Consider the following 26,275-nt stretch of genomic DNA (forward strand, 5'->3'; position numbering starts at 1 on the left):
TCAAAATTACGTACGTAGTCTGGATTTGCTATTTGTGGGTAACTCATAATATACAACCTTTTATTATTCCTATCCTTTAAACAAATCAGGAAATAAGATGTTTATAGTAATTGGTATCCTGTTAAGATATAAAAAGTAACGCCATACACTTTTTCTAAAATACTCCATAACAAAAAGCCCCTCCATTGCTGGAGGGGCTTTCACTTCTTATGTATTGCTGAAACTTACTTCGCTAAGATCAACCTGTGGGTTGAGCTTGTTGTTTCAGATACTACTTGTATAATGTAAACGCCATTAGCCATTCCATTAAATTGTACCTGGTTGTTTCCAGCATTCGCTACAAAGTCCTTTACAATTTTTCCTGAACCTAATTCGATTACAGTAACACGGATATCAGTTCCAAAAGTCTGTGGGATATCGATGTTCGCCGTTCCCTGTGATGGGTTAGGGTATACTACGATGCCACTTCCGTTGGTTGCTATATCTTCTACTGCTAACAATACGTCTTGTGCTTCAAAAGCTCCAATATCACGTGTTCCATCAAAAACAGCTTGTCCAATCTGGTCATCGAATGTATCTGCTGGGTCTCCGCCGTTGTAAGCTAAAGATCCTAGTAATAATTCGTGTGTCTCTGTAGTACCACCGTTGTCTTGCAGGGGCCCTAACATTGGGTCTGTCTCTTCCACATCGTTGGCTTGTTCCGGGAACGCAACTTCGTCGTCTGTACCAATTAAGTTATAGTCGTTAGAAGTAAAAGTTCCACTTACATCTAGTCCAGATCCTGCTGTGTTTAAGGCTACAATCGTGTTCTTCAGACTAGTTGTTGTATTGCTCTGGATTCCTCCTCCTGTTCCAGCAGCGGTATTAGCGCCTACTGTAACAGCATTCAGATCTAAGCTTGCACCGTCGTTGGTAATTCCTCCTCCATTTGTAGTGGCCTCATTACCTGATATAGTACTTCTTGTTACCGTGGTAATAGCACCTGTGTTATTGTAGATTCCTCCACCTTCAGCAGCACTGTTTCTAGATACTGTAGACGTTAAGACATTCATTGTTGAACCTCCCTGGTTCCACAAACCTCCACCTTCGTTGGCAGCGCTGTTTCCATCTATAGTACTTTCTGTAATATCGATAGTTGCCGTGTTTCCACTTACGTGAAGTGCGCCACCATTACCTGGGGCAGCAGTTCCTGCCGTTCCGTTTACATCGTTGTTTATTACTAATGAGGTATCCAAGGTTAACGTACCTTCAATTATTTCAATAGCACCACCTGCTCTATTGGCAGCATTCCCATTCAATGTAATTCCAGTTACCGTTACATCACCAGCTACACTTAACAATCCTCCCCCAGAACCTGCGGCTCCAGTTGCTTGATTGTTGGTAATAGTTGTTGTGTTAATGATATTTAAGGTACCTCCATTGTTGAAAATTCCTCCACCACCATTGTCGGCAGCTGCTCCTTGAGCCGTGTTACCATCTATAGTCATACCATCTACTGTCATGACACCAAGACTATTCCATAGCGCACCCCCTTCAGCAGCGGCTACGTTAGCTGTGGCTGTTCCTCCAGTAATGTTTGCGTCTCCCATACCAGTGATATGTAATCCACCACCATTTCCAGGGGCAGCACTTGCTGTATTTCCTGTAAAATCAACACCATCTAAGGTAAGGATATTTCCAGCGACACTGTTATCTTCAATACCACCACCAGCTCTCACTGCTGTGTTTCCAGATAAGGTAGTTGCGGTTACTGAAAGAACTCCTGAATCATTTAAGATACCTCCCCCAGATCCTGCAGCACCGTTGGCTATGTTGTTCGTGATAGTTGCGTTACTAACATCTAAGGTACCTCCGTTGTTGAAGATTCCTCCGCCACCTTCGTTGGCCATCGCTCCACTAGCTGTATTTGCGTCGATAATGGTTCCATCAACAGTCATTGCGCCTGCTCCATTCCATAGACCACCACCTTCTAAGGCTGCTGTGTTTCCACTTACAGTACCTCCAGTAATACTACTATCTCCCGGACCGGTTATATGAAGTCCACCACCATTACCTGGAGCTGCACTTGCTATGTTTCCTGTAAGATCAACATCGTCTAACATAAGGATGTTTCCTGCAACACTATTATCTTCGATACCACCACCAGCTCTCACTGCTGTGTTTCCAGATAAGATAGATGTTGTTACTGAAAGCACTCCTGAATCATTCAAGATACCTCCACCAGATCCTGCAGCACCATTAGCTACGTTGTTCGTGATGGTTGCGTTACTAACATCTAAGGTACCTCCATTGTTGAAAATTCCTCCACCACCTTCGTTGGCCATGGCTCCGCTTGCTGTATTCCCGTCGATAGTGGTTCCATCAACAGTCATTGCGCCTGCTCCATTCCATAAGCCACCACCTTCTAATGAAGCAGTGTTACCTGAAATAGTTCCACCAGTAACAACGCTATTATCAGCTCCTGTAATGTGCATTCCGCCTCCATTACCAGGGGCAGCAGCCGTTGTGTTATTCAATAAATCTGTGTTGGTAAGGGTTGTTGTTCCGCCGCCTGAAGCAACTTCAATTCCACCACCTGCTCTCAAAGAAGTATTTCCTGAAATCGTCGTTCCAGTTACCATAAGAGTTCCTTCGTCATTTAAGATTCCACCACCAGATCCCGCAGCACCATTGGCTACATTGTTACTAATAGTTGCATTATTCACATCTAGCGTTCCTCCAGCGTTAAAGATTCCTCCACCACCTTCGTTGGCCATGGCACCACTTGCTGTATTTCCATCGATCGTAGTTCCATCCACTGTCATAGTTCCAGCTCCATTCCATAAGCCACCCCCTTCTAGGGTTGCTGTATTTCCTGAAATAGTTCCACCAGTAACAACACTATCATCACCTCCGGTGATATGCATTCCTCCTCCATTTCCTGGGGCAGCTGCTGTAGCGTTATTTAATAAATCTGTGTTGGTAAGGGTTGTTGTTCCCCCACCTGAGGCAACTTCAATTCCACCCCCTGCTCTTATAGATGTATTTCCTGAAATTTCTGTATTGGTTACTGTAATAGTTCCCATATCATTCAGAATTCCACCACCAGAACCTGCAGCGCCATCGGCTACATTGTTACTAATGGTTGCGGCCATTACGTTTAAAGTACCTCCATCGTTAAAGATTCCTCCTCCGCCTTCATTGGCCATGGCACCACTTGCCGTGTTGCTGTCTATGGTTGTACCATTTACAGTCATCGTTCCTGCACCGTTCCATAAGCCACCACCTTCTAAGGCAGCTGTGTTACCATTTACGGTACCACTTGTTACAGTAGCGTTTCCTGGACCTGTAATGTGCATTCCTCCTCCATTTCCTGGAGCTGTTCCTGCATCATTCATATCCAGTGTTACATTTGTTAAAGAAATAGTTCCTGCGCTTACCAACGAATTGTCTTCTATTCCTCCTCCTGCACGTACGGCAGAATTATTAGTAATAGAAGAGCTGTTTACAGTTAGAGTTCCTCCTTCAACATTTTGAATTCCTCCTCCAGAACCAGCGGTTCCGGTTGCAAAATTATTGTTGATAACGGTTCCATTTACTACATTCAAAGTACCTCCATTATTGAAGATTCCTCCTCCTCCATTGGTACTGTCGTTTCCAGCAGCTACATTCGTGTCTAGGGTACTTCCATCAACAGTCATCGTACTACCTGCTTGGTTCCAGAGTCCTCCTCCTTCACTAGCAGCACTGTTAGCTGTAATAGTAGCTCCAATAATATTTACTATTGCTACACCTGTAACGTGTAATGCACCACCGTTTCCTGGGTTGGGCGTTCCTGCTGAACCGTTCACATTATTGGTAATAAAAGTTGTTGTTGTGCTACTGAAAAATCCATCTACAATCTCTACACCACCACCTGCGCGGTTAGCTGAGTTTCCATCTATCATCCCACCAATAATATTTATATTCCCATCGGTAGATAATAATCCTCCTCCAGAGCCTGAAGTTCCTGTAGCGGTATTGCTCTGTAACGTTCCGTTAGAAATATTTACATTTCCTCCGTTGTTATAGATTCCTCCACCACCAGCACCAGCTACTGCTGTGTTAAGATCTACCATCGTATCGAACATACTCATCGTAGCTCCTGCCTGGTTCCAAAGTCCTCCTCCTTGATTTGCAGCAAGGTTACTTCCTATCTGTCCGGCATTGATAACAGTCATTGCCGTTCCAGAAATATGAATTCCTCCACCATTTCCTGGCATTGGGGTTCCTGCGGTTCCGTTTACATCGTTTAAGGCTACCGTAGTTCCATTTAGCGTAAGGGTTCCGTCAATAGCTTCTATACCTCCTCCTGCGCGGTTGGCGCTATTCTGAAAAATATTAATTGCGGCAATAGTCACAGCTCCGTCGGTAGATAAAATTCCTCCTCCAGATCCGGCTGCTCCGTTCGCTAAGTTATTATTAATGGTCGATCCTGCTAAAATATCCAGGGTTCCACCATCGTTGTAGATTCCACCACCACCATTCTCGCCTAAGGCACCACTGGCAATGTTATTGGTTACAGGTACAGCGTCTACGGTCATTGTTCCGCCACCGTTCCATAGTCCACCACCTTCGGCAGCAGCAACGTTTCCGTCTACGGTTCCACCGGTAATTGTAGAATTGGCGGTTCCACCTACGTGAAGTCCTCCACCATTTCCTGGCATTGGTGCGCCCGAAGCAACACCTGTATCATTTGTATTTAAAGTAACATCTGTAGAAGTCAATGTACCTCCAGAAATCTCAATCCCTCCACCTGCGCGGTTCGATTGGTTATTGGTAATAGTTGTTCCTGTTAGGTTTACATCGCCTCCAGTTGATAAAATCCCACCTCCAGAACCTGCGGTTCCATCAGCAATGTTTGTATCTATTAAAGTTGCAGCGTCAACATTTAATGTTCCGCCGTCGTTGTAGATTCCTCCACCACCGTTATCGGCAGCAGCGCCACTAGCAGTATTGTTGGTAACTGGCACGCCAACTACATCCATGGTTCCGCCACCGTTCCATAATCCACCACCTTCGGCAGCAGCAACGTTTCCATTTACGGTTCCACCTGTGATGGTTGAATTGGCGGTTCCACCTACGTGAAGTCCACCACCATTTCCTGGCATTGGTGCGCCCAAAGCAACACCTGTATCATTTGTATTTAAAGTAACATCTGTAGAAGTCAATGTACCTCCAGCAATCTCAATCCCTCCACCTGCGCGGTTCGATTGGTTGTTAGTAATGGTTGTTCCTGTTAAATTTACAGCTCCTCCAGTAGATAAAATTCCTCCTCCAGAACCTGCGGCTCCGTCAGCTATGTTACTATCTACTAAGGTAGCAGCATCTACGTTTAATGTTCCGCCGTCGTTGTAGATTCCTCCACCACCATTATCGGCTGCAGCGCCACTAGCAGTATTGTTGGTAACTGGCACGCCAACTACATCCATGGTTCCGCCACCGTTCCATAGTCCACCACCTTCAGCAGCTGCAACGTTTCCGTCTACTGTACCACCGGTAATTGTAGAATTGGCGGTTCCACCTACGTGAAGTCCTCCACCATTTCCTGGGTTAGCAGGATTGGTTCCAGCTAATGCAATTCCCGTATCATTATTATTCAATGTTACGTCAATCATAGTAAGGTTTCCGGCAGCAATTTCAATACCTCCACCTGCTCTTACAGATTGATTACCAGTAATGATAACGCCGTTCAGCGTAAAAGTACCTCCAGTACTATGAATTCCTCCACCAGAACCAGCGGCTCCGTTAGCACTATTATTTACAATATTTGTTCCTGTGGCCACTGTTAATGTACCACCGTCATTAAAGATTCCTCCTCCACCATTCGTAGCATCATCACCTGAAGCGCTATTCTGATCAATAAAAGTATCTGCAAATAAACCTCCAGGAGCGGGAGTCAAGATATTCAAGGTACCTCCAGCACTATTCCATAATGCACCACCTTCACTTGCGGCAGCATTTGCGAGCGCAATCCCACTAAAAGATACGGTTGCTCCATTTCCAGTAATATGAATTCCTCCACCATTTCCTGGGTTGGCAGTTCCTGCAGTTCCATTAACATCGTTGTTACTCATATTCACATTAATAATATCTGCAACACCATCAATAATTTCAATTGCACCACCGGCGCGGTTAGCTGAATTACTTGTTAGAAATGCTCCAGTGATGTCTACAGTTCCTGCAGTACTCAAAATACCACCACCAGAACCAGAAGTTCCCGTTGCTATATTTCCAAAGATATCTGCAAAACCAGTGAATAAACCACCTTGTACGTTTAAGATACCACCTTCATTGTAAATACCTCCACCACCTTGTTCAGGGGCGTCACCAGTTGCAGTGTTATTACTAATTTCACTAGTTCCAGGTATGGTCATGGTTCCTGTTCCGTTCCAAAGACCTCCACCTTCTACAGCGGTATTGTTTCTCGCAACCACATTGTTGAACGTAGTATTTCCACCCCCACTTATATGATATCCACCACCATTTCCTGGGGCGGTTGCTATACCTGTAGCCGTGTTATTTAGCAAGGTTACATCTGTAAAAGTATACAGTTCGCCTGGGGTAGAAAGAATTTCAATTCCTCCTCCAGCTCTGTTTGCTGTATTGTTTTGTAGTGTTACGTTGTTTAACGTTAATGTTCCTGGAGTCGCATTGAAGATTCCACCTCCAGAACCTAGGGTTCCATCAGCTGTATTGCCATCAATTACAGCATTATTCACTATAACAGCTCCACCATTATTAAATATGGCACCACCACCGTTATCGGCATCATTACCACTAGCGGTATTATTAATCATATTTGGATTGTCAAGGGTCATTGTACTACCTGCTTGATTCCACACACCACCCCCTTCAGAGGTAGCTATATTGTCTTGCATATTTCCGCCATTGATATTTATCGTTGCTACACCTGAAACGTGTAAGAATCCACCGTTTCCTGGATTTGGAGCTGCTCCGCCGGCATCATTGGCGTTCATATCTATATTGTTGGTTGTAAGAGTACCGTCTATAATTTCGATACCTCCACCAGCGCGGTTAGCACTGTTATTGGAAACTGATGTTCCAATATCTGAAACAGTTACGTTTCCAGCATTACTCATAATACCTCCACCAGAACCTGCTGTTCCTGTAGCCATATTGCTTAAGATGGTAGTTCCGCTATTTACGGTAAGGGTTCCTCCATTATTAAAAATACCTCCACCACCAGTTGTTGCGGCTGCACCTTGCGCTTCGTTTCCTGTTATAGCCGTTCCGCTAACAATCATGACTCCTGTTCCGTTCCAAAGACCACCACCTTCTTGGGCAGCAATATTATTTAAAACGATACCGCGAATAATATTGGTATTTGAAGCTCCACTAATATGAAGTGCTCCTCCATTTCCAGGATTTGCACCTAAAGCTACACCTGTATCATTAGAATCTAGTGTAACATCGGTCATATCTAATGTACCTCCAGAAATTTCGATACCACCACCTGCTCGAACTGATTGATTTCCTCGAAATACGATACGATTTGCTGGTAGTGTTCCATTACTTGTAATGGTAACTGATCCTCCATTACTATGCAAACCACCTCCAGAACCAGCGGCTCCATTAGCAACATTGTTTATAATTCGTGTAATCCTAGGTACAAAACCAACCAAAAGATTGTTTATAACTAAATTCCCACCATTATTAAAAATACCTCCACCACCATTAGCAGCTAAAGTTCCATTCGCGATATTGCCATCAATATCACAACCTGAAAGTGTCATTGTTCCTGTACCATTCCATATCGCACCACCTTCATTGGCAGCCGTATTGGTTAAGAATCTTGCTGAAAGCGTTGAAGACGCAGCACCAGTAATATGAATTGCTCCCCCATTACCTGGAGGTCCTGTGGCTGTATTGTTCAGGAAAACTGTATTTCCAGTAACAATTAAATTATCAGTAGATTGAACTTCAATAGCGCCACCTGCTCTGTTTGCAGAGTTTCTTCTAAATGAACCTCCATTAATGTCAAGAATACCTGTACCTGTGTTGAAAATTGCTCCTCCACTACCAGGTGTTCCATTTGCCGTATTGTCATTAAATGTACAGCCATTAATATCCAGGTTTGTATTTTCACTAAATATGGCACCACCGTTAGCAGCTACCCCGTTTATAAATGTTACGTTCGTTATGGTAACTGAAACAGCATTTGTTATTGTGAAAACCCGATCCATGTTGCTCGCGTCAACAGTAGTTCCGAATGCTGAAATTGTTACTTCGTCTGTAATAGTGATAGCTCCCGTAGTTAAAACAGGGCTTACAAATCCTATTGAAATTGTATTTGCTCCAGCTGTACCGTTGGCATCTAAAACTGCTTGTCGCAACGATCCAGGACCACTGTCATTTGAGTTTAATACCGAAAACTGCCCGAAAGACAGTGAGGTCGTTAATAAAATTGAAACCAGCAACAGCCAATTTCGAGTAGTTTTGTTTTTCATAATTAATTTATTTAGTTAGATACTATTTATTATATACTAAGGAGAAGACAAAACATAAAAAAAGTATTACAAGCTTTAGTAAGCACGTAATACTTCCGCAAAATATAATTGCAATGTAGTGTTGTTATCATTCTCTTTGGTACGTTAGTTATATCTTCCATTCTTTATGAACAGGTAGATTTCAATAAAGTTACGTAGAGTAGTAGGGGGGCGGTTTCTTAAAATATGTTAAATTATCTGAAAATTAATGTATTACAGATATTTACAATTTTATGTAAGAAAAATGAAAGGTCTTTATGGGTTGTTAATTAACAATTTAAGAAGACAAAAAGTGTAAAAGATGTATACACTTAAAATAAAGTTTTTACAAAACCTTAACTAAATTATCGTAAAACCCTTTAACACAATTTGTTAAAAATGAAATGGTACTTTATAAAAAAAGCTAATTTCTTACAGAAAAGGACTACAAGGATTGAGGAAATAAAATTAAAAAAAGCAGGTATAGGAGAATTATTCTAAAAAAGACATCATATTTTTTTTGATACACGCATTCATATCAGATACGTCTGCTTTTACGAATTTCTCACCCGTAATGTTTTTATACAGTTCAATATATCTTTCTGAAACGGTTTCAATGTAGGCATCACTCATAAAGGGAACTTTCTGCCCTTCAAAACCTTGAAAACCATTCTGGATTAACCACTGGCGCACAAATTCTTTGGAGTGTTGTTTTTGAGCTTCCCCTTTTTGTTGATGGGCTTCATAGCCTTCAGAATAATATATCGAGAAAAATTAGGTCTGTTCATTTCCTTCATAAAAAATTAGAGCCTTTCAGTAGTGAAAGGCTCTAATTCTAGTAGTATATACCTGTAGTTACTCTTTTACCAACTGCTTGGTCACTGGACTTGCATCTGTATGTATCAATACCATATAGGTGGCACTTGCCAACTCTGAAATATCGATTGTCATTTCTGAAGTTACTTGGCTTGCATCTACTATTTTGATAAGCCTTCCCGTCACATCATAAATGCTCACATCTTTTAATGGGATGTTTTGTGGGTTGTTTAACAAGACAAAGTTTGTTGCTGGGTTAGGATACATCGTAAGGCTAGCCATATCGAAACCAGTATTGCTCACTCCTAACAATTCATCTACTGTTAGCTCAAAGGTACAAGAAGCTTCATTTTCGAAGGCATCTTCAGCGGTAATAGTCACTGTATAGGTACCCGGGTCGAGCATTGCTCCAACTGCAGGATCTTGAGAAGTAATCACCACAGGATCTGTACAATTGTCTATCGCTATCGCTTCGCCTGTTGCAAAGTAATCTGGAACTGTATATTGTGTGCCGTTGTTTATTTCAACAGTTTGATCTGCTGGACACGTAAGCACTGGAGCCAACTCGTCTACTACTGTTACAGTTGCTGTACAGGTAACTATGTTTCCGTTTACATCACTTGCAAATACGTTTACAACTACAGGTGTTCCTATATCGTCGCAGCTAAAGTCGTCTATGTCTAATCCTGTTGTATCTATACCACACGCATCGTCCAAACTAGCAATTACATCGCCAGGTAGGATGCTTACCATCCCATTTTCATCTAATTGAACAGTAATATCCTGACAAACTAATGCAGGCGCAGTATCATCTATTACCGTTACCGTTGCTTCACAAGTTGCACTATTTCCGTTTTCATCTGTTATGGTCAAGGTTACTGTATTGTCGCCAACTTCTGCACAGGTAAAGGTGTCTGGTGTTGCGGTATAGGTAAAGTTAGCTGTTCCACAAGCATCTGTTGAACCTCCATCTAATAAAGAAGAATCTATGACAATAATTCCCGTAGCATCAAGAACAACCGTAATGTCCTGACAAACCGCGACTGGCGGTGTTACATCTTCTACTGTTACAATTACGGTACAACTAGCCATATTTCCAGCTAGATCTGTCACGGTAAGAATCACATTGTTAGGTCCTACATTTGCACAGGTAAAGGTGTCTATGTCTATACTTAAAGTATCTACAGCACAATTATCTGTACTACCGCCATCCACATCTGCGGGGACGATTGTTGCAGTACCAGCAGCGTTAAGTTGTATAGTTATATCCATACATATTGTTAGTGGAGCATCATCATCCACCACCGTAATAGTAAAGCTACAGGGTGTTGTATTTCCGTTTACATCGGTTGCTGTATATGCTACAACACTTACGCCTACAGGGAATACGCTACCACTTGGTAAGCCTGCTGTTTGAACTACTGAAGCAATACCACAATTATCTACTGGGATTGGGCCTGCAAAATGTACAATGGCACCGCAAAGTGGCATATCGGTTCCCACGGTGATATCTGCTGGGCAGTTTATCAATGGGGCTATAGTATCTTCAACAGTTACTGTAGCTGTACATGTAGTTGTGTTTCCTGTACTATCGGTTACTGTTAAGGTAACAATTACAGGTGTTCCAACATCGGCACAGGTAAAAGAATCAATATTAAGCGATAAAGTTACCAGTCCGTCTGGATCGAAAGATCCTCCATCCACATCTGAAGGTAGTATAGTAACATTACCTGTAGCATCTAATTGTGCAGTGAAATCCTGACAAATAGCAGTAGGGGTTGAATCTACCACCAATACCACATCATTTCCATCACCTCCATCGTAGTGAATAAATACAAACTGACCATTAAAAGGTATTGCTGCATTGTTTGGAAGCCCATCAAAAGTTCCTACAATAGCATCTGTACCATCATTATCGATAATGACAAATTCGTCTGTCTGGGTAAGTGTACCCACAAAATTGTTCACCAAGGTGAGGGTTGCACCTGCAACATCCACTACTCCATTAACTACAACTTGGTCATAGTCTGTACCAGGCGTAGTAATGTCATCTATTTTAACTTCCAACAAGCCACTAGTTAAGTCAAAATCACCAGTTATAGTGGCTTGACCAATACTAAATTCGGTGTAGTCTCCAGGACTAAATACCCCATTAATAAAAGTAGTAGGAGCTTCAAATATTGCAGTAGCTAGAATACCCTCTGGAGTGTTTAAAGGTCCTACAGCAGTAGTTGCTGTAATTGTGCCTCCAGCAATTATGGGAACATTGGCTGAGAATATTATTATTCCAGCGTACGTAGCGCTTGATGAAGTACCATCTAATGCAACATTACCGTTCGTAGCTTCTATTATACTTTCAATAAAGTCTATTCCATCGTTAAAGTCACCTGTTGTATCGGTGGATTCACCCGTTATTTGAATATCACCATTAGATGTGGTTAAGGGAGAGGAGAACAAAGCTATCCCCATGGCTTGTTCACTTAAAGCAGTTCCGCCTGTTCCATTTAAGAAAATAGACCCGTCTAGGGTTGTTACTGAACTAATAGTAAAATATAAACCAGCAGCAATACTTCCTCCAGCGTTACCCCCTGTTCCAGTAAAATTAATATCGCCCATTGCGGTATCATTAATAGTTGAGTTTTCCAAAACAACTCCAGCAGTATAATTTCCTGATCCAGAACCACCTGCACCCGTAATGCTTACTCCACCACCATTTGATACAATAGTGTTTCCAAAAAGGGCTACCCCTATTTCATTTCCTGACCCAGAACCTGAACCACTAGTTCCATTTAATGAGATGGATCCTGTACTACTTAGATCTGTTATAGTAGCTCCACCTAATCGTATACCAACATTTAAATTACCCCCTCCATTACCAGCAGTACCAGTAATTGAAATGCCACCTCCATTGGTAGTTACCATAGGGTTCGCGGTATCCATAAACACTCCATAATTACCACTAAATGCATCGCCCCCTGTGCCTTCTAAAGTTACAGCGCCTGCGCCTAGCGCTTCAATTCTAGCTGCATTCCCCAATGCAATTCCAATATGAAAAACCCCTGCTCCATTGCGTCCCATACCTGTTAGGTCGATATCACCTGAACCTGAGGTTGTAATAAATGAATTTGTTGCTATTTGGATTCCTGAATTTTGATTTCCCGAGGTATTTGCGCCACCAGTTCCATCCATTAGTATATTACCATCTGCAGCACTTACTATGCTTTCAATTAGATCTATTCCTGAATTATTACTAGATCCATTTCCAGCAACTCCCGTAATACTAATAATGCCACTCGCTGCGGTTTGAAGTCTTGCCGTCGAAACAACTACCCCTCTGTTATCATCGCCATTAGAAGCGATACTTCCTGTACCATTTAAAGTGATACTTCCCGAAATAGACTCTATGGTCGCCAATTCTATAAAAACTCCATTATTGAGGTTATTTGTACCATTTGTGCTTCCAATCACTTCAATGTCCCCACTAGTGGAAGCTATTCTAGAACTATTCATTAAAACAACACCGTTATTTAAAGTAGTTCCTGTACCTCCTTGACCTGTTATAGAAATTGAGCCTGCACCTATATCCTGAATAAGCGTATTATAAGCGATTAAAACCCCATTGCTACTCAAACCATTAGATGTGCCGGCCGTCCCTATTAATGTTATTCCGCCTCCATTGGTTTCAATTAGAGTTGTACTTGTATCCGATGGTAACATTTGAATTCCGGCAGCGTTATTTAATGAGCTAGTTCCTCCTGTTCCATTTATAGTAATAGCGCCACCGCCAGAACTTCTTATAGTACCTCCAGCGATAGCCATTCCTTCAGCAAAATTTTCAGTTGAAACACCTCCAGTAGCGTTTATAATAATGTCACCGTCATTAGACAATAACATTCCAGTTTGCAAGACAATCCCATTAGTTGATTCTGAACCGCTACCGCCCATCCCATTGAGGGTCATAGTTCCGGTGCCCATTGTCTCGATACTTGATTCCAGCGAAACTATTCCACTATTAAACATACCCGTACTCGTACCTGCCTGCCCTGTAATAGCAATGGAACCTTCATTGGCAGTTATTCTAGTTGTTTGTTGTAAATATACGCCACTAGTTCCTGAAAAATTTGTTCCATCTCCTCCTGTTCCCTGTATTGTTATATTTCCTGAACCGACCGATTCAATAATTCCTTCAGTAAGTAAAACTCCTAAGGAAAAACCTCCAACAACATTTCCTAGGTTGCCTCCCTGCCCTATTATATTTATAGCCCCGTTGTTAGATTTTATAGTTCCAAAGTTATTTGTAGCAACTCCATAAGCAATATTTTCACCATCTCCAGCTATGCCTTCAATTTGTATAGTTCCAGTACCTGTTGTCTCAACCTTCCCTTGGAGTGACACTCCTATACTGCCATCTTCTACAACACTATTACCAGTACCTATAATGGTGATGTTACCTTCAACAGACTGTATATTAGAATCTAGTAAAAATAATATTCCATCCCCGTATGAGGCTGTATTAAATGCTCCATTTCCTGTAATATTAATTGCGCCTGTATTGGTAAGTACATCGGCATCACTAACAACTATTCCTCTAGAATTTCGCGATGTTGCCGCGCCATTTCCTTCACCGAACAGAATGATGTCACCACCATTTAGATCTTGCACTAATGAATTAAACCGCACGTATATTCCAGAGTTAAAATCTGCAGTCCCAGTTCCTCCCGTTCCCGTAATAGTAATACCTCCCCCGTTACTTTCAACTGTAGAATTTAATTCTTCAACACCCACACCGTAGTTTCGTTCGGTACCATTACCTCCTGTACCGGTTATTGATATACTACCAGCACCATCTGCTAAAACCTTACCACCTCCAAGAACGGCAACTCCCATTCTTAAATTATTGGTTGCATATACTCCTGTTCCTGTAATAGCTATGTTTCCAATACCCGTGGTTTTAACCTCGGCATTTGCTTCAATATGTACCCCAATAAAATCGTCTCCTGGCACTGGGTTTGTTCCTGCCAACGAAGTAATATTACCATCGGTAGATTGGACTACTGCAGCATTTGTAATAAGCGTATTCCTTTCAGATGTCAGATTTATACTTCCTGACGTGGTAATAGCTGCACTAACTATAAGAAATCCTGTATGTACCGTAAGGTCTTCTGACCCGAGGTTTGTTTCTGTGGTTTCAAATGTAACAATATCGTCTGTGTCAAAATTTAAGGTTACAGGAATAGTATCAAGAGGATCCAATCCTTGAAAGGATACATTATCTGTACTTGTACCACCATTAATAACAACTGCGTCGTACCCATTGAAAGAAACGTTTTCAAAAGTGCTTCCAGAGATAAGGGTGAAGTTTGGAGTTGGAGCATTTTCAATTACTACGTCCGGATTTGGACCATCTGGCAAATTAAGTGTTAATGTTGCTCCCCCAGCATCTAAGAGAATAATGGGCTCTAAACCGGTATACATAATCGAACTTTTATTATCTACAACTATGCGTCCTGAACTTTTATTAAAAGCGGTAGACACTACGTCTTTCCAAGCCGAACCCCTATTTATAACCGTAAGAATATCACCCGTAGTGGTATGTTCACCACCTCCATCATATACTATATCAATGCCTAAATCTAGAATCGTATTATCTACCACTAAATTATTGTCCTTGTCATTACCTTGAATTATTAACACATTTTCCAAAGACGATTTGGATACTTTCTTTAAAATCAGGCTTTTACTTTCTAATGAAGACAGAATGATATTATTAGAGCTTGCATCATAGCGTAAGGAAACGTTATCGTGCGTATCCAATACGAAAGAAGTGTTGGATTGTGCCTTAAGGGCTGCTATCTTGATTGCTACCTTTTTGTCTGCTTCTGCAAGTTGAGACGCCGTAGGCACGACAACTTTTGGTTGTGTTCCTGACATTTTAGACCAAGTATCAATGCCTAATGCCGTTATAGACGTGGAAATTGGCGCTGCTACCATAGCGTTAGCATCACTTGGCAACACGCGCTGTTGTAAGAATCTTGTGCCCGTTGTATTAAAGTTAAATGTATTGGCAGTGTCATTTTGAGATACAAGGTTTTGTTGTATCACTCGTTTTGGAGACTGTGCCTGCAGGGCCATAGTACAAATGAGTAGTAAGATAACTAGTGTTGAGCCAAGCGGATTCCTTTTTGCTTTCATAATAAATATTGATTAGCGGTTAGTAACGTAAAATCTTGAAGCTAATTTAAAAGCAAAGTAGGAACTTGTCAACTACATCTTAATGTGGTTTTTATGTCTTAAGAACTATGTGTGATTTAGTATTATTTCTGTCTATATTCGAAATATATTATTAATTTTTCTGGTTCATTTTCTTTACTTAATTTACACCACGCCAAGAAGCTTTAGGTATCCTGAAATTTGAATACACCTATTAATTAATCGGTTTTAAGAAAGAGAAGCGTCAAATACATCGTCGGGTAGTGAGTTTCTGAAATGCTTTACATGAAAAAATTAAAACAGCAACACATACATTTGAAAGCCCACCTAGGTATGCTACGGTTATGTAAGGTTCTTGTTGTTTGGTTTTGTACATCCCTCACACCGCTAACAGCACAAACTTTATCTCAAATTGAAGTTTTATCAACAGATAACGGATTACCATTTAGAGATGTAAAGTCTGTAACGCAAGATAGTTTAGGGTTTATGTGGTTTGGTACCACACAAGGGCTCCTTAAGTATGATGGCTACTCGTTTAAAATTTATAATAACAATCCGGATAACCCTAATTTTATACAAAATGAGCAGCTTACCGAACACAACACAATTTATCAAGGTAGAAACTCCCTATGGTTTGCAGCAAATAACACCTTGTTCAAATTAAATATACAAACAGATAGTATTTTCGAATACACTAAAAAACAGGGTGTTAAAGGAGATGTGATTGAGCTTCACATTGATCATAAAAAACAAGTCTGGATAGTTACAGACAATCACTGGATTTCTAAACAAGAAGACACCTATCAATACCTTCAAAAATATGATGAAACGCATGGTTTTGAAGTCATGGACAGTCTAAGGCGAGGAAATCGCGAATTTACAAAATTAGCTTCAGACCGTGATAATAACCTTTGGTGGTCTACCCTAACCCAAGGAGCTATACAGTACACTGATAAAGGAAAGCGACTCCAAAATAATGTGCTAATTAGTTATGAGAATGTTGACGAATTTCACTTCCGAGGAACTTCTTTTTTTGATACTAAAAACCAACATTATTATTTTCCAAGCAATCAGGGAATTAACCAATATAATGCAACGAATGCCAAATGGGAATCTGTTCTAAATGAACTCATTAGTATATATCATGCGATAGAAGATAATGAAGGGAATATTTGGTTTGCTGGAGATACATTTTTATACAGAAGGGATCGCTTGGGTAATTTCACCAATTTTTCAAGCACTGCCCAAGAGCAATTAGATTTCAGCCGGATCTCACAACTTTTTGTTGATACAAATGGTCTGCTATGGATTGCTACAGATAATGGACTATTAAAACTCAGGATTAAACCTAGAACCTTTAAGCAGTTGTTTAAATCTAATGAAAATGACTGGGGAAATGCCATGCGAACCATATTTGAAACTAAAGACGGTGCCATCATAGCAATGTGCGAACGGGACAAGAAACTTATGGTGTTTTCCCAAAACGATACTGAAGGAAAAGAATTTGAATTATGGGGTGATTTTGGTGCTACAACAAACCTCTTGGATGGAGCACGTTTTTTTACTGTGGATTTAAATAAGGAATATGTTTACACCGTTAACGAATCCTTAGTTAAAATAAGGCTAAAGGATGGTTATACCACATTACTTCCAGAATTTGCAAACCGACTTAATATTACGGGATCGAGCCCTATAATAACACTAAACGATGGACGCTTGTTATTTGGGTTTACACTAGCTAAATTAACCCTATACAATCCTGCGACAGGAGAAAGTGAGTTGGTTTTTAAAAATCCTATTGAAAAAGATTATTTGCATTTTAGGTATTTTTTAGAAAGTAAAACTCCTGGAGCTATTTGGGTAGGGACTGTAAATGATGGACTCTTAAAAATTAATTTGAACGGAACTATTGAAGCACGCTATCATGTTAATTCAGATCCACCGTTGAACAAGAATAATATTATGGTTATTCATGAAAACAATGACGAGAGCCTATGGTTAGGGACTTTTGGAGGAGGACTCATTCACTTAACACCAGATAAAAAAGAGGCTGTCGTATACGATACTTATAGCGGTTTAGCCAATAACAATGTAGTGGGTATCCTGCCTTATAAAAATGAGCACCTTTTAATAAGTACCTATAACGGGCTTTCTTTTTTTAATACGAAAACAAAGCGTTTTCATAACTTTTTTGAGGAAGACGGCCTTACGCACAACGAATTTAACTATACTTCTTTTTTTAAAGACAGCAATGAGAAGTACTATTTTGGAGGCATGAACGGGATTAATATATTTAATCCTAACGATCTAACTAGTGATCCCCTGCTAAACCCGATACTTTTTTCGTCTTTTATGCGCTTTAATAGTAAAAGCAATGATATTCAAAAAACCGATTTCTCTTATACAACAACTACTAAGATAACAATTTCGCCTTACGATCAATATTTTCAGGTTAACTGGACCATACCCAATTATTTTAAAAATAGCGAAAATCAATATTCCACAAAACTAGAAGGTTACGAAAACACTTGGTTTTCTCAAGGCACAAACCCGTATGTACGGTATAATAAATTGCCTGCAGGAGATTATATATTGAATGTAAAAGGGGCCGATTTTAGTGGTGCAGAAAGCAAAAACACATTAAGGATTCCCATAACAGTAGTACCTATATTCTATAAAACTTGGTGGTTTATAGTGTTATGTGGGTTAGTTCTATTGGCGATTGTATATAGCTTATTTCAGTTTCGCGTAAGACAATTATTGGCCTTAGAAGAATTACGAACAGAAATTTCGAGTGACCTGCACGATAATCTAGGATCCTTATTGTCTGGCCTTGCTATGCAATCTGAATTATTAGAAGCAAATGCCAAAGAAGAGAATAAGAATAAGTTAAATAAAATTGCCAGAACAAGCCGCGATGCGATTTCACAAATGAGAGATTTAGTGTGGAGCATAGACAACAGAAGAGAGCGTACTTCAGACCTTCTAGAGCGTATGGAAGAAGTGGCTGAAGAACTTTTGTTGCCTAAAAATATTAGCTTTCATATAGAAAAAAACGACCTAAATCTTACCAAGAAACTATCGATTACCGCCAAACAACATGTATTTTTCATTTATAAAGAAGCAATAACAAACATTCTAAGACACGCTAACGCCAAAAACGTATGGATAAAGTTTACCAATCAAAATGGTTTTGGCACTATGGTCATTAAAGATGATGGTTCCATTAAAAAAACTATCAAATCTACAGGGTTTGGACTTGTAAATATGAAGCGACGTGCAGAAAAAATGAATGCCATATTGTACTTTAGTACAGAAAACGGGTTCGAAATTCATTTAAAATTACCTTTTAAGTTATAAAACCACACGTTAATGTGGTTGAAACTGAAGTTATACTCCAGTAAATTTATAATCTTATAGAATACTATCATGAGTGCAATAAACCTTGCCATAATAGAAGACGACCCAACAGTACACGATAGTTTGTGTGAGTTTTTTGCATCACAAATAAATATAACAGTTACGATAGCTTCGTATTCTGTTGAAGATTTTTTAGACGCAATCGATACTATTAATGAATTACCTACAATTTTACTGCTAGACATTAATTTGCCTGGCATGTCTGGTATTGACGGTATTCCTTTTATTAAAAAAGCATGTCCAGATCTTGATATTATCATGCTCACTACCCTTGAAGAAACGTCTATTATTTTTAAGGCCTTAACCAATGGGGCGTGTTCGTACACCTCTAAACGTGTGCCGCTAAAACAAATAGGGGAAGCGGTTCGTATTGTAAGTGAAGGAGGCTCGTATATGTCGCCTTCAATTGCTAGAAATGTAGCGACATACTATATGCCAAAGAAAGCTAGTGAACGTCTTTTAACCAATAGGCAAATGGACGTTGTACATGGCATTATTGCAGGAAAGAGCTATAAAATGATTGCTGAAGATTTATTTGTGTCTTTAGATACGGTTAGAAGTCATATTAAAAACATCTACAACATATTAGAAATAAATAGTAAGGCTGAATTGATAAGGAAATCGTTTGATAAGGAACTGTAATTTTCTATAAAACTACTCAATTTTAAAAAGGCCGTACTTTTCAGCTACTTGTTGAACTATTAAAAAAACACACCTATTAAAACCGCTCCGTTAAGAGGAGAGATAGTTCAAAACATTTTTTTCTATTCTATTCTGAATATTTGAAACATCGGCTTTTACAAAGGTTTCACCAGTAATATTTTCGTACAGTTCAATATATCGTTCTGAAACCGTTTCAATATAGTCGTCGCTCATAAAAGGAACTTTTTGTCCTTCCAAACCTTGAAAACCATTCTGGATGAGCCATTGGCGCACAAATTCTTTGGAGAGTTGTTTTTGAGCTTCACCAGTGTCTTGCCGTTCTTCGTAGCCTTCAGCATAGAAATAGCGAGAAGAATCTGGGGTATGGATTTCGTCAATTAAAACAATCTTTCCATCCATCGTTTTTCCGAATTCATATTTGGTATCCACTAAAATTAATCCACGACTTTCGGCTATTTCAGTTCCTCTTTGGAAGAGTTTACGGGTATAATCTTCTAGAATTAGATAATCTTCTTCAGCCACAATACCTCGTTTTATAATATCTTCTCTGGAAATATCTTCGTCGTGATCGCCCATTTCTGCTTTGGTAGCAGGCGTAATAATAGGGTGTGGAAATTTATCATTTTCCTTCATTCCGTCTGGCATCGTTACACCGCACAATAGTCTGTTTCCTGCTTTGTATTCACGAGCTGCGTGACCGCTCATATAGCCACGAATCACCATTTCAACTTTAAAAGGTTCGCAGGCTTCCCCTACCGCAACATTTGGATCCGGAACAGTTGTTAACCAATTGGGAACCAAATCTTCGGTAGCCCGCATCATTTTAGTGGCAATCTGATTTAAAATTTGTCCTTTATAAGGTATCCCTTTTGGCATGACCACGTCGAAGGCACTTAACCTATCGGTTGCAATCATGACCAATTGGTTATTCTCCAGAGTATATACTTCGCGAACTTTTCCTTTGTAAACCGATTTTTGGCCAGGGAAATTAAAATTGGTGTCTATTATGGTGTTGTTCATGTTGATTTTCTTTTAGATTTCGAAAGACCCCCTTCCGAATTTCGGATAAACTATGTTTAGTCTCGATACTAATAATGCCGAAATCCACCCCGCAAAACAATCGGGGCAGGCTCTTCCCCCAACACGCGGAATAGATATCTTCTGTTCGATATATAATTTTTAACCGCTGGGGGAAGGAGTTGTATTTATTTCATTAAAAATTTCATCTTCAAGTTCGAGGTCTAAGAGTCTAGATTTTCAATACTTTTATAGGCAGCGATTACTTCTTTAACGAGGCGGTGACGGATAACGTCTTTATCGTCCAAGAAAATTATCCCTACACCTTTTACATCTTTTAGCACCAATAATGCTTCTTTTAAACCTGAAATCACACGGCGTGGTAAATCTATTTGTCCGGGATCTCCGGTAATCATAAACTTAGCGTGTTTTCCCATACGGGTTAAGAACATCTTCATTTGCGCGTGGGTCGTATTTTGCGCTTCATCCAAGATCACGAAAGCATTATCTAAGGTTCTCCCACGCATAAAAGCTAAAGGGGCAATTTGTATTACGCCTTTTTCAATATAGCTTTCCAGTTTTTCATGTGGAATCATATCACGCAATGCATCGTATAACGGTTGCATATACGGATCCAACTTTTCTTTTAAATCGCCTGGTAAAAATCCTAGATTTTCTCCTGCTTCCACTGCTGGACGCGTTAAGATGATACGTTTCACCTGCTTTTCTTTTAGTGCCCTAACGGCTAAAGCTACGCACGTATAGGTTTTCCCAGTTCCTGCGGGACCTACAGCAAACACCATATCATTCTTAATGGTTAAATCTACCAACTTTCGCTGGTTTGCTGTGATGGCTTTAATCAATTTACCACTCACACCGTGTACCAAAACATCGCCACTACTTGACGAAGTTTCATAATCTTCTCTGCTACGGCTTAACAAAACACGTTCTATAGTGTTCTCGTCCATTTTGTTATACTTAGCAAAATGCTCCAACAGCATAGTAATACGGCGATCAAATTCCTCTAAAACTTCTTCGTCTCCGTAGGCTTTTAATTTGCTGCCACGTGCGACCAGTTTCAGTTTGGGAAAATACTTTTTTAGTAAATCAATATTTGCATTTTGAAGCCCAAAGAATTCTCTAGGGCTGATTTCGGTAAGTTCTATGATAAGTTCGTTCAAAAGCGCAGTTGTTTATAACATTATAAAGTATATTCAAATATAGTTTTTCCTATTCTAAAAGTACTTTATTTTTGTAGGAGTAATTTCAACAACATATCAACAATTAGCCAAATGCCCATCATTACCCTCACAACAGATTTTGGAGAGAAAGACCACTTTGTGGGTGCCGTAAAAGGTGCTATTTATAGCGAATTGGCAGACACTAAAATTGTTGATATCTCACATAGTATTTCACCTTTCCACAGTACGGAAGCCGCCTATATCATTCAGAATGCCTATAAAAGCTTTCCTCCGGGAACTATACATATTATAGGGATAGACAGTGAGCTAAACCCCGAAAATCAACATATAGCTGTTAAATTAGATGGTCATTATTTTATCTGTGCTAATAATGGGATTATCTCTATGTTGGCTTCAGAAATAAATCCTGAAAAGATTGTTGAAATAAATATCCACGATAGGATTATAAGCAATTTTCCAGTATTAGATGTATTCGTAAAAGTAGCCTGTCACCTAGCACGAGGCGGCACCTTAGACGTAATTGGAAAATCGATTGCCGAAATTAAAGAATTAGTTGGTATTAAACCTGTAGTGAACCGAGAGGACAGCCAGATCATTGGCAATGTTATATATATTGACAACTACGGAAACGTGGTGAGTAACATTAGTAAAGTATTATTTGAAGAAATTGGCAAAGGAAGACCCTTTAAAATTACAGCCAGACGCGCACATTTTAGCGAGATATACTCACAATATAGCGATGCCATTAATTTTGATATACCAAAAGAGCGACGTGAAGAAGATGGAAAGAAGCTAGCTATTTGGAACTCTTCGGGGTATTTGGAGTTGGCTATTTATAAAAGCAATCCAATGACGGTGGGGAGTGCTTCCTCATTATTTGGGTTGCAATTTCGAGATGCGGTGTCGGTTAATTTTGAAGCGCTGACTCCTTAAAAAGAATAATTGCTTCTCCACTTAGTAACTAAACTATAAATGATGTTTACAAGAATTGTTAAGATGGAATTTAAGGAAGAAGCGATTGCTTCTTTTTTGGCTAATTTTGATACGGTAAAATCGAAGATTCGAAATTTTCCTGGTTGTATGCATTTAAAATTGTTACGCGATAAAAATGATCCCACCATTTTTTTTACTTACAGCAAATGGAAAGATGAAACCGATCTAGAAGCCTACCGAAAAAGCGACCTTTTTAAAGGTGTTTGGGCAACAACAAAACCAAAATTTCGTTCTAAAGCCGCAGCGTGGAGTGTGGATGAAGCTGATGAAATAACGAATAACGAATAACGAATAACGAATAACGAATAACGAAATTTACTTTGATACCAATCATTAAAAAAGAAATAACTAGTTTTTTTGCCAGTCCCATTGGATATTTGGTCATTGGATTATTTTTGGTAGTGAATGGTTTGTTTCTTTGGGTTTTTAGTGGCGACTACAATATTTTAGACGCTGGCTTTGCAGATCTCAGTCCGTTTTTTGAATTAGCACCTTGGATATTATTGTTTCTCATCCCTTCCGTAACTATGCGTGCCTTTAGTGACGAGCTTAAACAAGGCACTATGGAACTATTGGTTACCAAACCCATATCCTTACCTTCTATCGTTTTGGGAAAATATTTTGGAGCCGTATTCTTAATCGTTTTGGCATTACTCCCTACGCTACTTTATATTGTCACCATTTCCAGTCTGGGCAATCCTGCCGGCAATTGGGATGTTGGTTCTACGCTTGGCTCCTATTTAGGACTTTTGTTCCTTGTGTTGGCATATACAGCAATTGGTATTTTCGCCTCTACACTTTCCGAAAACCAGATTGTGGCTTTTATCATTGCGCTCTTTTTGTGTTTTGCATTGTATTTCGGATTTGAAGGCTTGGCGTCTATTAGTTCATCTTTTGACGTTTCGTATCTAGGGTTAAAAGCGCATTTTACATCTATTTCTCGAGGCGTGATAGATACGCGGGATGTGATTTATTTCTTGAGTGTGGCTGCGCTGTTTGTTTCTTTAACCGTTTTTAAACTGAAGAAGAAATGAAGAAATTGCTAATCGTACTTGCCGTTTTAGGTATCTGCTTTTCAGCGGATGCAAAAGAAAAATTTCATCCAGCAACCGTTACTTTTTATGATGGTGGACAATTTTCTGGCTTAGCAAAATTCAACAGAAAACAAGAAGTTGAGTTTAAAATTTCCGAAGAGGACGAAATTGAAGCGTTAGATGGATATGTTATAAAAAGAATAATTTTTCATGTAGCACCTTACAATGTCTTTGAATATATTTTTTATAAGAATAGGTATAAGTTACTTCAAAAAATTGTAGAAGGTAAAGTTTCTGCATACGCACAATTTGATGAGCCCATCAACGACCAGATAACACTAGATCAATATGAACGGGCTACTTTGAATAGAATAGATATCCAAGGTTCTCCCTACGACCCATTAGCAGAAATCTCTCCACAACAAGTACTTGGAACTTTACTGTTTAGTAAAAAAGTCCGATTTTTTGTTAAGCGTGAGGCAGATACAACTGTTGAGGACTTAAAGTTAAATTTCAGAAAAGAGGCGCAGGAATGGTTTAAAGATTGTCCAGAACTTGCGGGGTATATTAAAGAAAAAGAATGGAAATACGAGGATATTAAGACCATAGTAGAGTTTTATAACGAATTTTGTGGAGAAGAATAAGTTGAAAGAAAACCTAAAACATATCATCCTCGCACTACTTCTGTTTATAGGAGTAAATTTCCTAGCTAGTAAAGTGTACCAACGTTTCGATCTTACGCAAGACCAGCGCTACACTTTATCTGAAGCTGCCAAAGAAACCGTAGCAACCGTAAATTCGCCCATCAAAATAGATCTATTTTTAAAAGGTACTTTTCCGCCAGAATTTAAAAAGTTGAAGGTGGAAACCGAACAACTGCTTGAAGAATTCCGAAGTTATAATCCCAATATCACGTTCGAATTTATAAATCCGCTGGAAAGTGATAATCCCGAAGCCTTGCAACAAGATTTTATAAGTCGTGGTATAAAAGGTGCGCAGGTGGAAGTAAGGGAAAACGGAAAGGTTTCTACCGAAGTGGTGTATCCTTGGGCAATCGCCTCCTATCAGGAAAAAACGGTTAAAATTCCGTTACTTAAAAACACGTTGGGTGCTACTTCCGAAGAGCGCGTAAACAATTCTATTCAAAATCTGGAGTATGCTTTTACCGATGGATTTCATCAATTGGTGAATGCCAAAAGCAAACGAATTGCCGTCTTAAAAGGTAATGGAGAATTAGACGATCGCTATGTGGCAGATCTTTTCAGCACGCTTCGTGACAACTATTTTATTGCTCCCTTTACGTTAGATTCGGCTGCAGTGGCCCCGATGAAAACCTTAGAACAAATAAGCACTTTCGATTTGATTGTAGCTGCCAAGCCCGTTGAGAAATTTTCAGATTCGGAACGCTATATTTTAGATCAATACACCATGCAAGGCGGCGCTTCTATTTGGCTGGTAGACGCTACCGAAATTGTGCAAGACCCCGAGTCTGGAATTACAGCTGCCATTCCGCTAGATATTAATCTGGGCGATTTCTTCTTCAAATATGGCGTTAGAATTAATCCCAATTTGGTGAAAGATGTGTATTGTGCGCCTATTGTGCTGGCTTCGGGAGAAGAACAAGATTCACAATACAACAAATATCCTTGGCTGTACAACCCACTGTCTTCTAGCGCAAATGAGCATCCTATTGTAAATAATATTGAAGCCGTTAAGTTTGAGTATGCCAGCCAGATTGAATTACTTCCGAACGACCTTACCAAAACAGTTTTACTAAGCTCCTCTCCTATTACCCGAATTCAAGGAACTCCTGTTGAAATTGATGTTGACAAAGAAATTCCGTATGCGCTTCAAGTTATTAATGAGGGGCCAGATCCTGCAGTTTTTACTGCTGGAGAAATTCCTATGGCAGTATTGCTGGAAGGTGAGTTTCCTTCGGTTTTTACAAACAGAGTAAAACCTTTTAAAATTTCAGAAGATAAGACCAGCTCCGCTCCTACAAAAATGCTGGTAGTGAGCGATGGGGACGTTATTAAAAATCAGTTGGAGCGTGGGAGACCTCTGGAATTAGGTTTTGATAAATGGACAAATTCTTTCTACGGAAATAAGGAGTTTTTACTGAATGCGGTGAATTATATGCTGGACGATAGCGGACTTATAAACATACGCACCAAGAAAATAGCAGTTCCGTTCCTGGACCCACAAAAAACAGGTACAGATCGCACCCAATGGCAAGTGATTAATATCTTGCTACCACTGGTATTGTTGGCGCTATTCGGATTTCTTTACAGCTACTTCAGAAAACGAAAATATACCCGATAACTGTTAATAAGTTAGTTTTACAAACCGTCGTTTTTAGGATATATTTGTGGTTCGACAAGCTCACCAACCCTAGACCGATCTTTTTGATTAC

At 39.8% G+C, this 26,275-nt stretch carries 11 protein-coding genes and 1 pseudogene; 7 read left to right on the forward strand and 5 right to left on the reverse strand.

What is annotated here, in order from left to right; translation table 11 throughout:
• Nucleotides 1-224: 224 nt before the first annotated feature.
• The 3 genes and pseudogenes from ACQ2HF_RS13675 to ACQ2HF_RS13685 form a co-directional block, all read right to left on the reverse strand.
• Nucleotides 225-8,489 carry a choice-of-anchor Q domain-containing protein gene (locus ACQ2HF_RS13675; protein ID WP_432410978.1) on the reverse strand — a complete coding sequence of 2,755 codons (8,265 nt, stop codon included), beginning with the start codon at nucleotides 8,487-8,489 and terminating at the stop codon, nucleotides 225-227.
• Between the two features lie 510 nt (nucleotides 8,490-8,999).
• A pseudogene (locus ACQ2HF_RS13680) lies at nucleotides 9,000-9,298 on the reverse strand (phosphoribosylaminoimidazolesuccinocarboxamide synthase); the annotation flags it as partial.
• A 64-nt stretch (nucleotides 9,299-9,362) separates the two neighbouring features.
• Nucleotides 9,363-15,515, reverse strand: coding sequence for an HYR domain-containing protein (locus ACQ2HF_RS13685; protein WP_432410979.1), 6,153 nt, complete (start codon nucleotides 15,513-15,515; stop codon nucleotides 9,363-9,365).
• A gap of 303 nt (nucleotides 15,516-15,818) precedes the next feature.
• Between ACQ2HF_RS13685 and ACQ2HF_RS13690 the strand changes: the two genes are divergently transcribed.
• The gene (locus ACQ2HF_RS13690) at nucleotides 15,819-18,893 is read left to right on the forward strand and encodes a ligand-binding sensor domain-containing protein (protein ID WP_432410980.1); all 3,075 of its coding nucleotides are present in this window, start codon (nucleotides 15,819-15,821) and stop codon (nucleotides 18,891-18,893) included.
• 69 nt (nucleotides 18,894-18,962) lie between these two features.
• Nucleotides 18,963-19,595, forward strand: coding sequence for a response regulator (locus ACQ2HF_RS13695; protein ID WP_432410981.1), 633 nt, complete (start codon nucleotides 18,963-18,965; stop codon nucleotides 19,593-19,595).
• Between the two features lie 90 nt (nucleotides 19,596-19,685).
• Here ACQ2HF_RS13695 and ACQ2HF_RS13700 read toward each other — a convergent pair whose 3' ends face one another.
• Complete coding sequence (locus tag ACQ2HF_RS13700; RefSeq protein WP_432410982.1) at nucleotides 19,686-20,636, reverse strand: phosphoribosylaminoimidazolesuccinocarboxamide synthase; 951 nt, start codon at nucleotides 20,634-20,636, stop codon at nucleotides 19,686-19,688.
• A gap of 221 nt (nucleotides 20,637-20,857) precedes the next feature.
• Nucleotides 20,858-21,814, reverse strand: a complete 957-nt coding sequence (locus ACQ2HF_RS13705; RefSeq protein ID WP_432410983.1) for a PhoH family protein — start codon at nucleotides 21,812-21,814, stop codon at nucleotides 20,858-20,860.
• Between the two features lie 111 nt (nucleotides 21,815-21,925).
• On the opposite strand from ACQ2HF_RS13705, the gene ACQ2HF_RS13710 reads away from it, so the two are divergent.
• From ACQ2HF_RS13710 to gldG, 5 genes are read left to right on the forward strand one after another with little or no spacing between them, the layout of a single operon-like run.
• Complete coding sequence (locus ACQ2HF_RS13710) at nucleotides 21,926-22,768, forward strand: SAM hydrolase/SAM-dependent halogenase family protein (protein ID WP_432410984.1); 843 nt, start codon at nucleotides 21,926-21,928, stop codon at nucleotides 22,766-22,768.
• A gap of 42 nt (nucleotides 22,769-22,810) precedes the next feature.
• The gene (locus ACQ2HF_RS13715) at nucleotides 22,811-23,116 is read left to right on the forward strand and encodes a putative quinol monooxygenase (RefSeq protein WP_432413101.1); all 306 of its coding nucleotides are present in this window, start codon (nucleotides 22,811-22,813) and stop codon (nucleotides 23,114-23,116) included.
• A 32-nt stretch (nucleotides 23,117-23,148) separates the two neighbouring features.
• Nucleotides 23,149-23,862 carry a gliding motility-associated ABC transporter permease subunit GldF gene (gene gldF / locus ACQ2HF_RS13720; protein ID WP_432410985.1) on the forward strand — a complete coding sequence of 238 codons (714 nt, stop codon included), beginning with the start codon at nucleotides 23,149-23,151 and terminating at the stop codon, nucleotides 23,860-23,862.
• The gene (locus ACQ2HF_RS13725; protein WP_432410986.1) at nucleotides 23,859-24,506 is read left to right on the forward strand and encodes a hypothetical protein; all 648 of its coding nucleotides are present in this window, start codon (nucleotides 23,859-23,861) and stop codon (nucleotides 24,504-24,506) included. Before gldF ends, ACQ2HF_RS13725 begins: the two co-directional genes overlap by 4 nt.
• On the forward strand, nucleotides 24,493-26,184 hold the full coding sequence (gldG, locus tag ACQ2HF_RS13730; RefSeq protein WP_432410987.1) for a gliding motility-associated ABC transporter substrate-binding protein GldG: 1,692 nt from the start codon (nucleotides 24,493-24,495) through the stop codon (nucleotides 26,182-26,184). The genes ACQ2HF_RS13725 and gldG overlap by 14 nt, the downstream gene beginning before the upstream one ends.
• Nucleotides 26,185-26,275: the final 91 nt, after the last annotated feature.

It is taken from the genome of Rasiella sp. SM2506 (assembly GCF_050859505.1).
GTDB lineage: Bacteria > Bacteroidota > Bacteroidia > Flavobacteriales > Flavobacteriaceae > Marinirhabdus.

Excerpts from the sequence above, each read along its gene's own strand:
- ACQ2HF_RS13675 (WP_432410978.1), bottom strand. The coding sequence starts at position 8,489 with ATGAAAAACAAAACTACTCGAAATTGGCTGTTGCTGGTTTCAATTTTA.
- ACQ2HF_RS13685 (WP_432410979.1), bottom strand. The coding sequence starts at position 15,515 with ATGAAAGCAAAAAGGAATCCGCTTGGCTCAACACTAGTTATCTTACTA.
- ACQ2HF_RS13690 (WP_432410980.1), top strand. The coding sequence starts at position 15,819 with ATGAAAAAATTAAAACAGCAACACATACATTTGAAAGCCCACCTAGGT.
- ACQ2HF_RS13695 (WP_432410981.1), top strand. The coding sequence starts at position 18,963 with ATGAGTGCAATAAACCTTGCCATAATAGAAGACGACCCAACAGTACAC.
- ACQ2HF_RS13700 (WP_432410982.1), bottom strand. The coding sequence starts at position 20,636 with ATGAACAACACCATAATAGACACCAATTTTAATTTCCCTGGCCAAAAA.
- ACQ2HF_RS13710 (WP_432410984.1), top strand. The coding sequence starts at position 21,926 with ATGCCCATCATTACCCTCACAACAGATTTTGGAGAGAAAGACCACTTT.
- ACQ2HF_RS13715 (WP_432413101.1), top strand. The coding sequence starts at position 22,811 with ATGTTTACAAGAATTGTTAAGATGGAATTTAAGGAAGAAGCGATTGCT.
- ACQ2HF_RS13725 (WP_432410986.1), top strand. The coding sequence starts at position 23,859 with ATGAAGAAATTGCTAATCGTACTTGCCGTTTTAGGTATCTGCTTTTCA.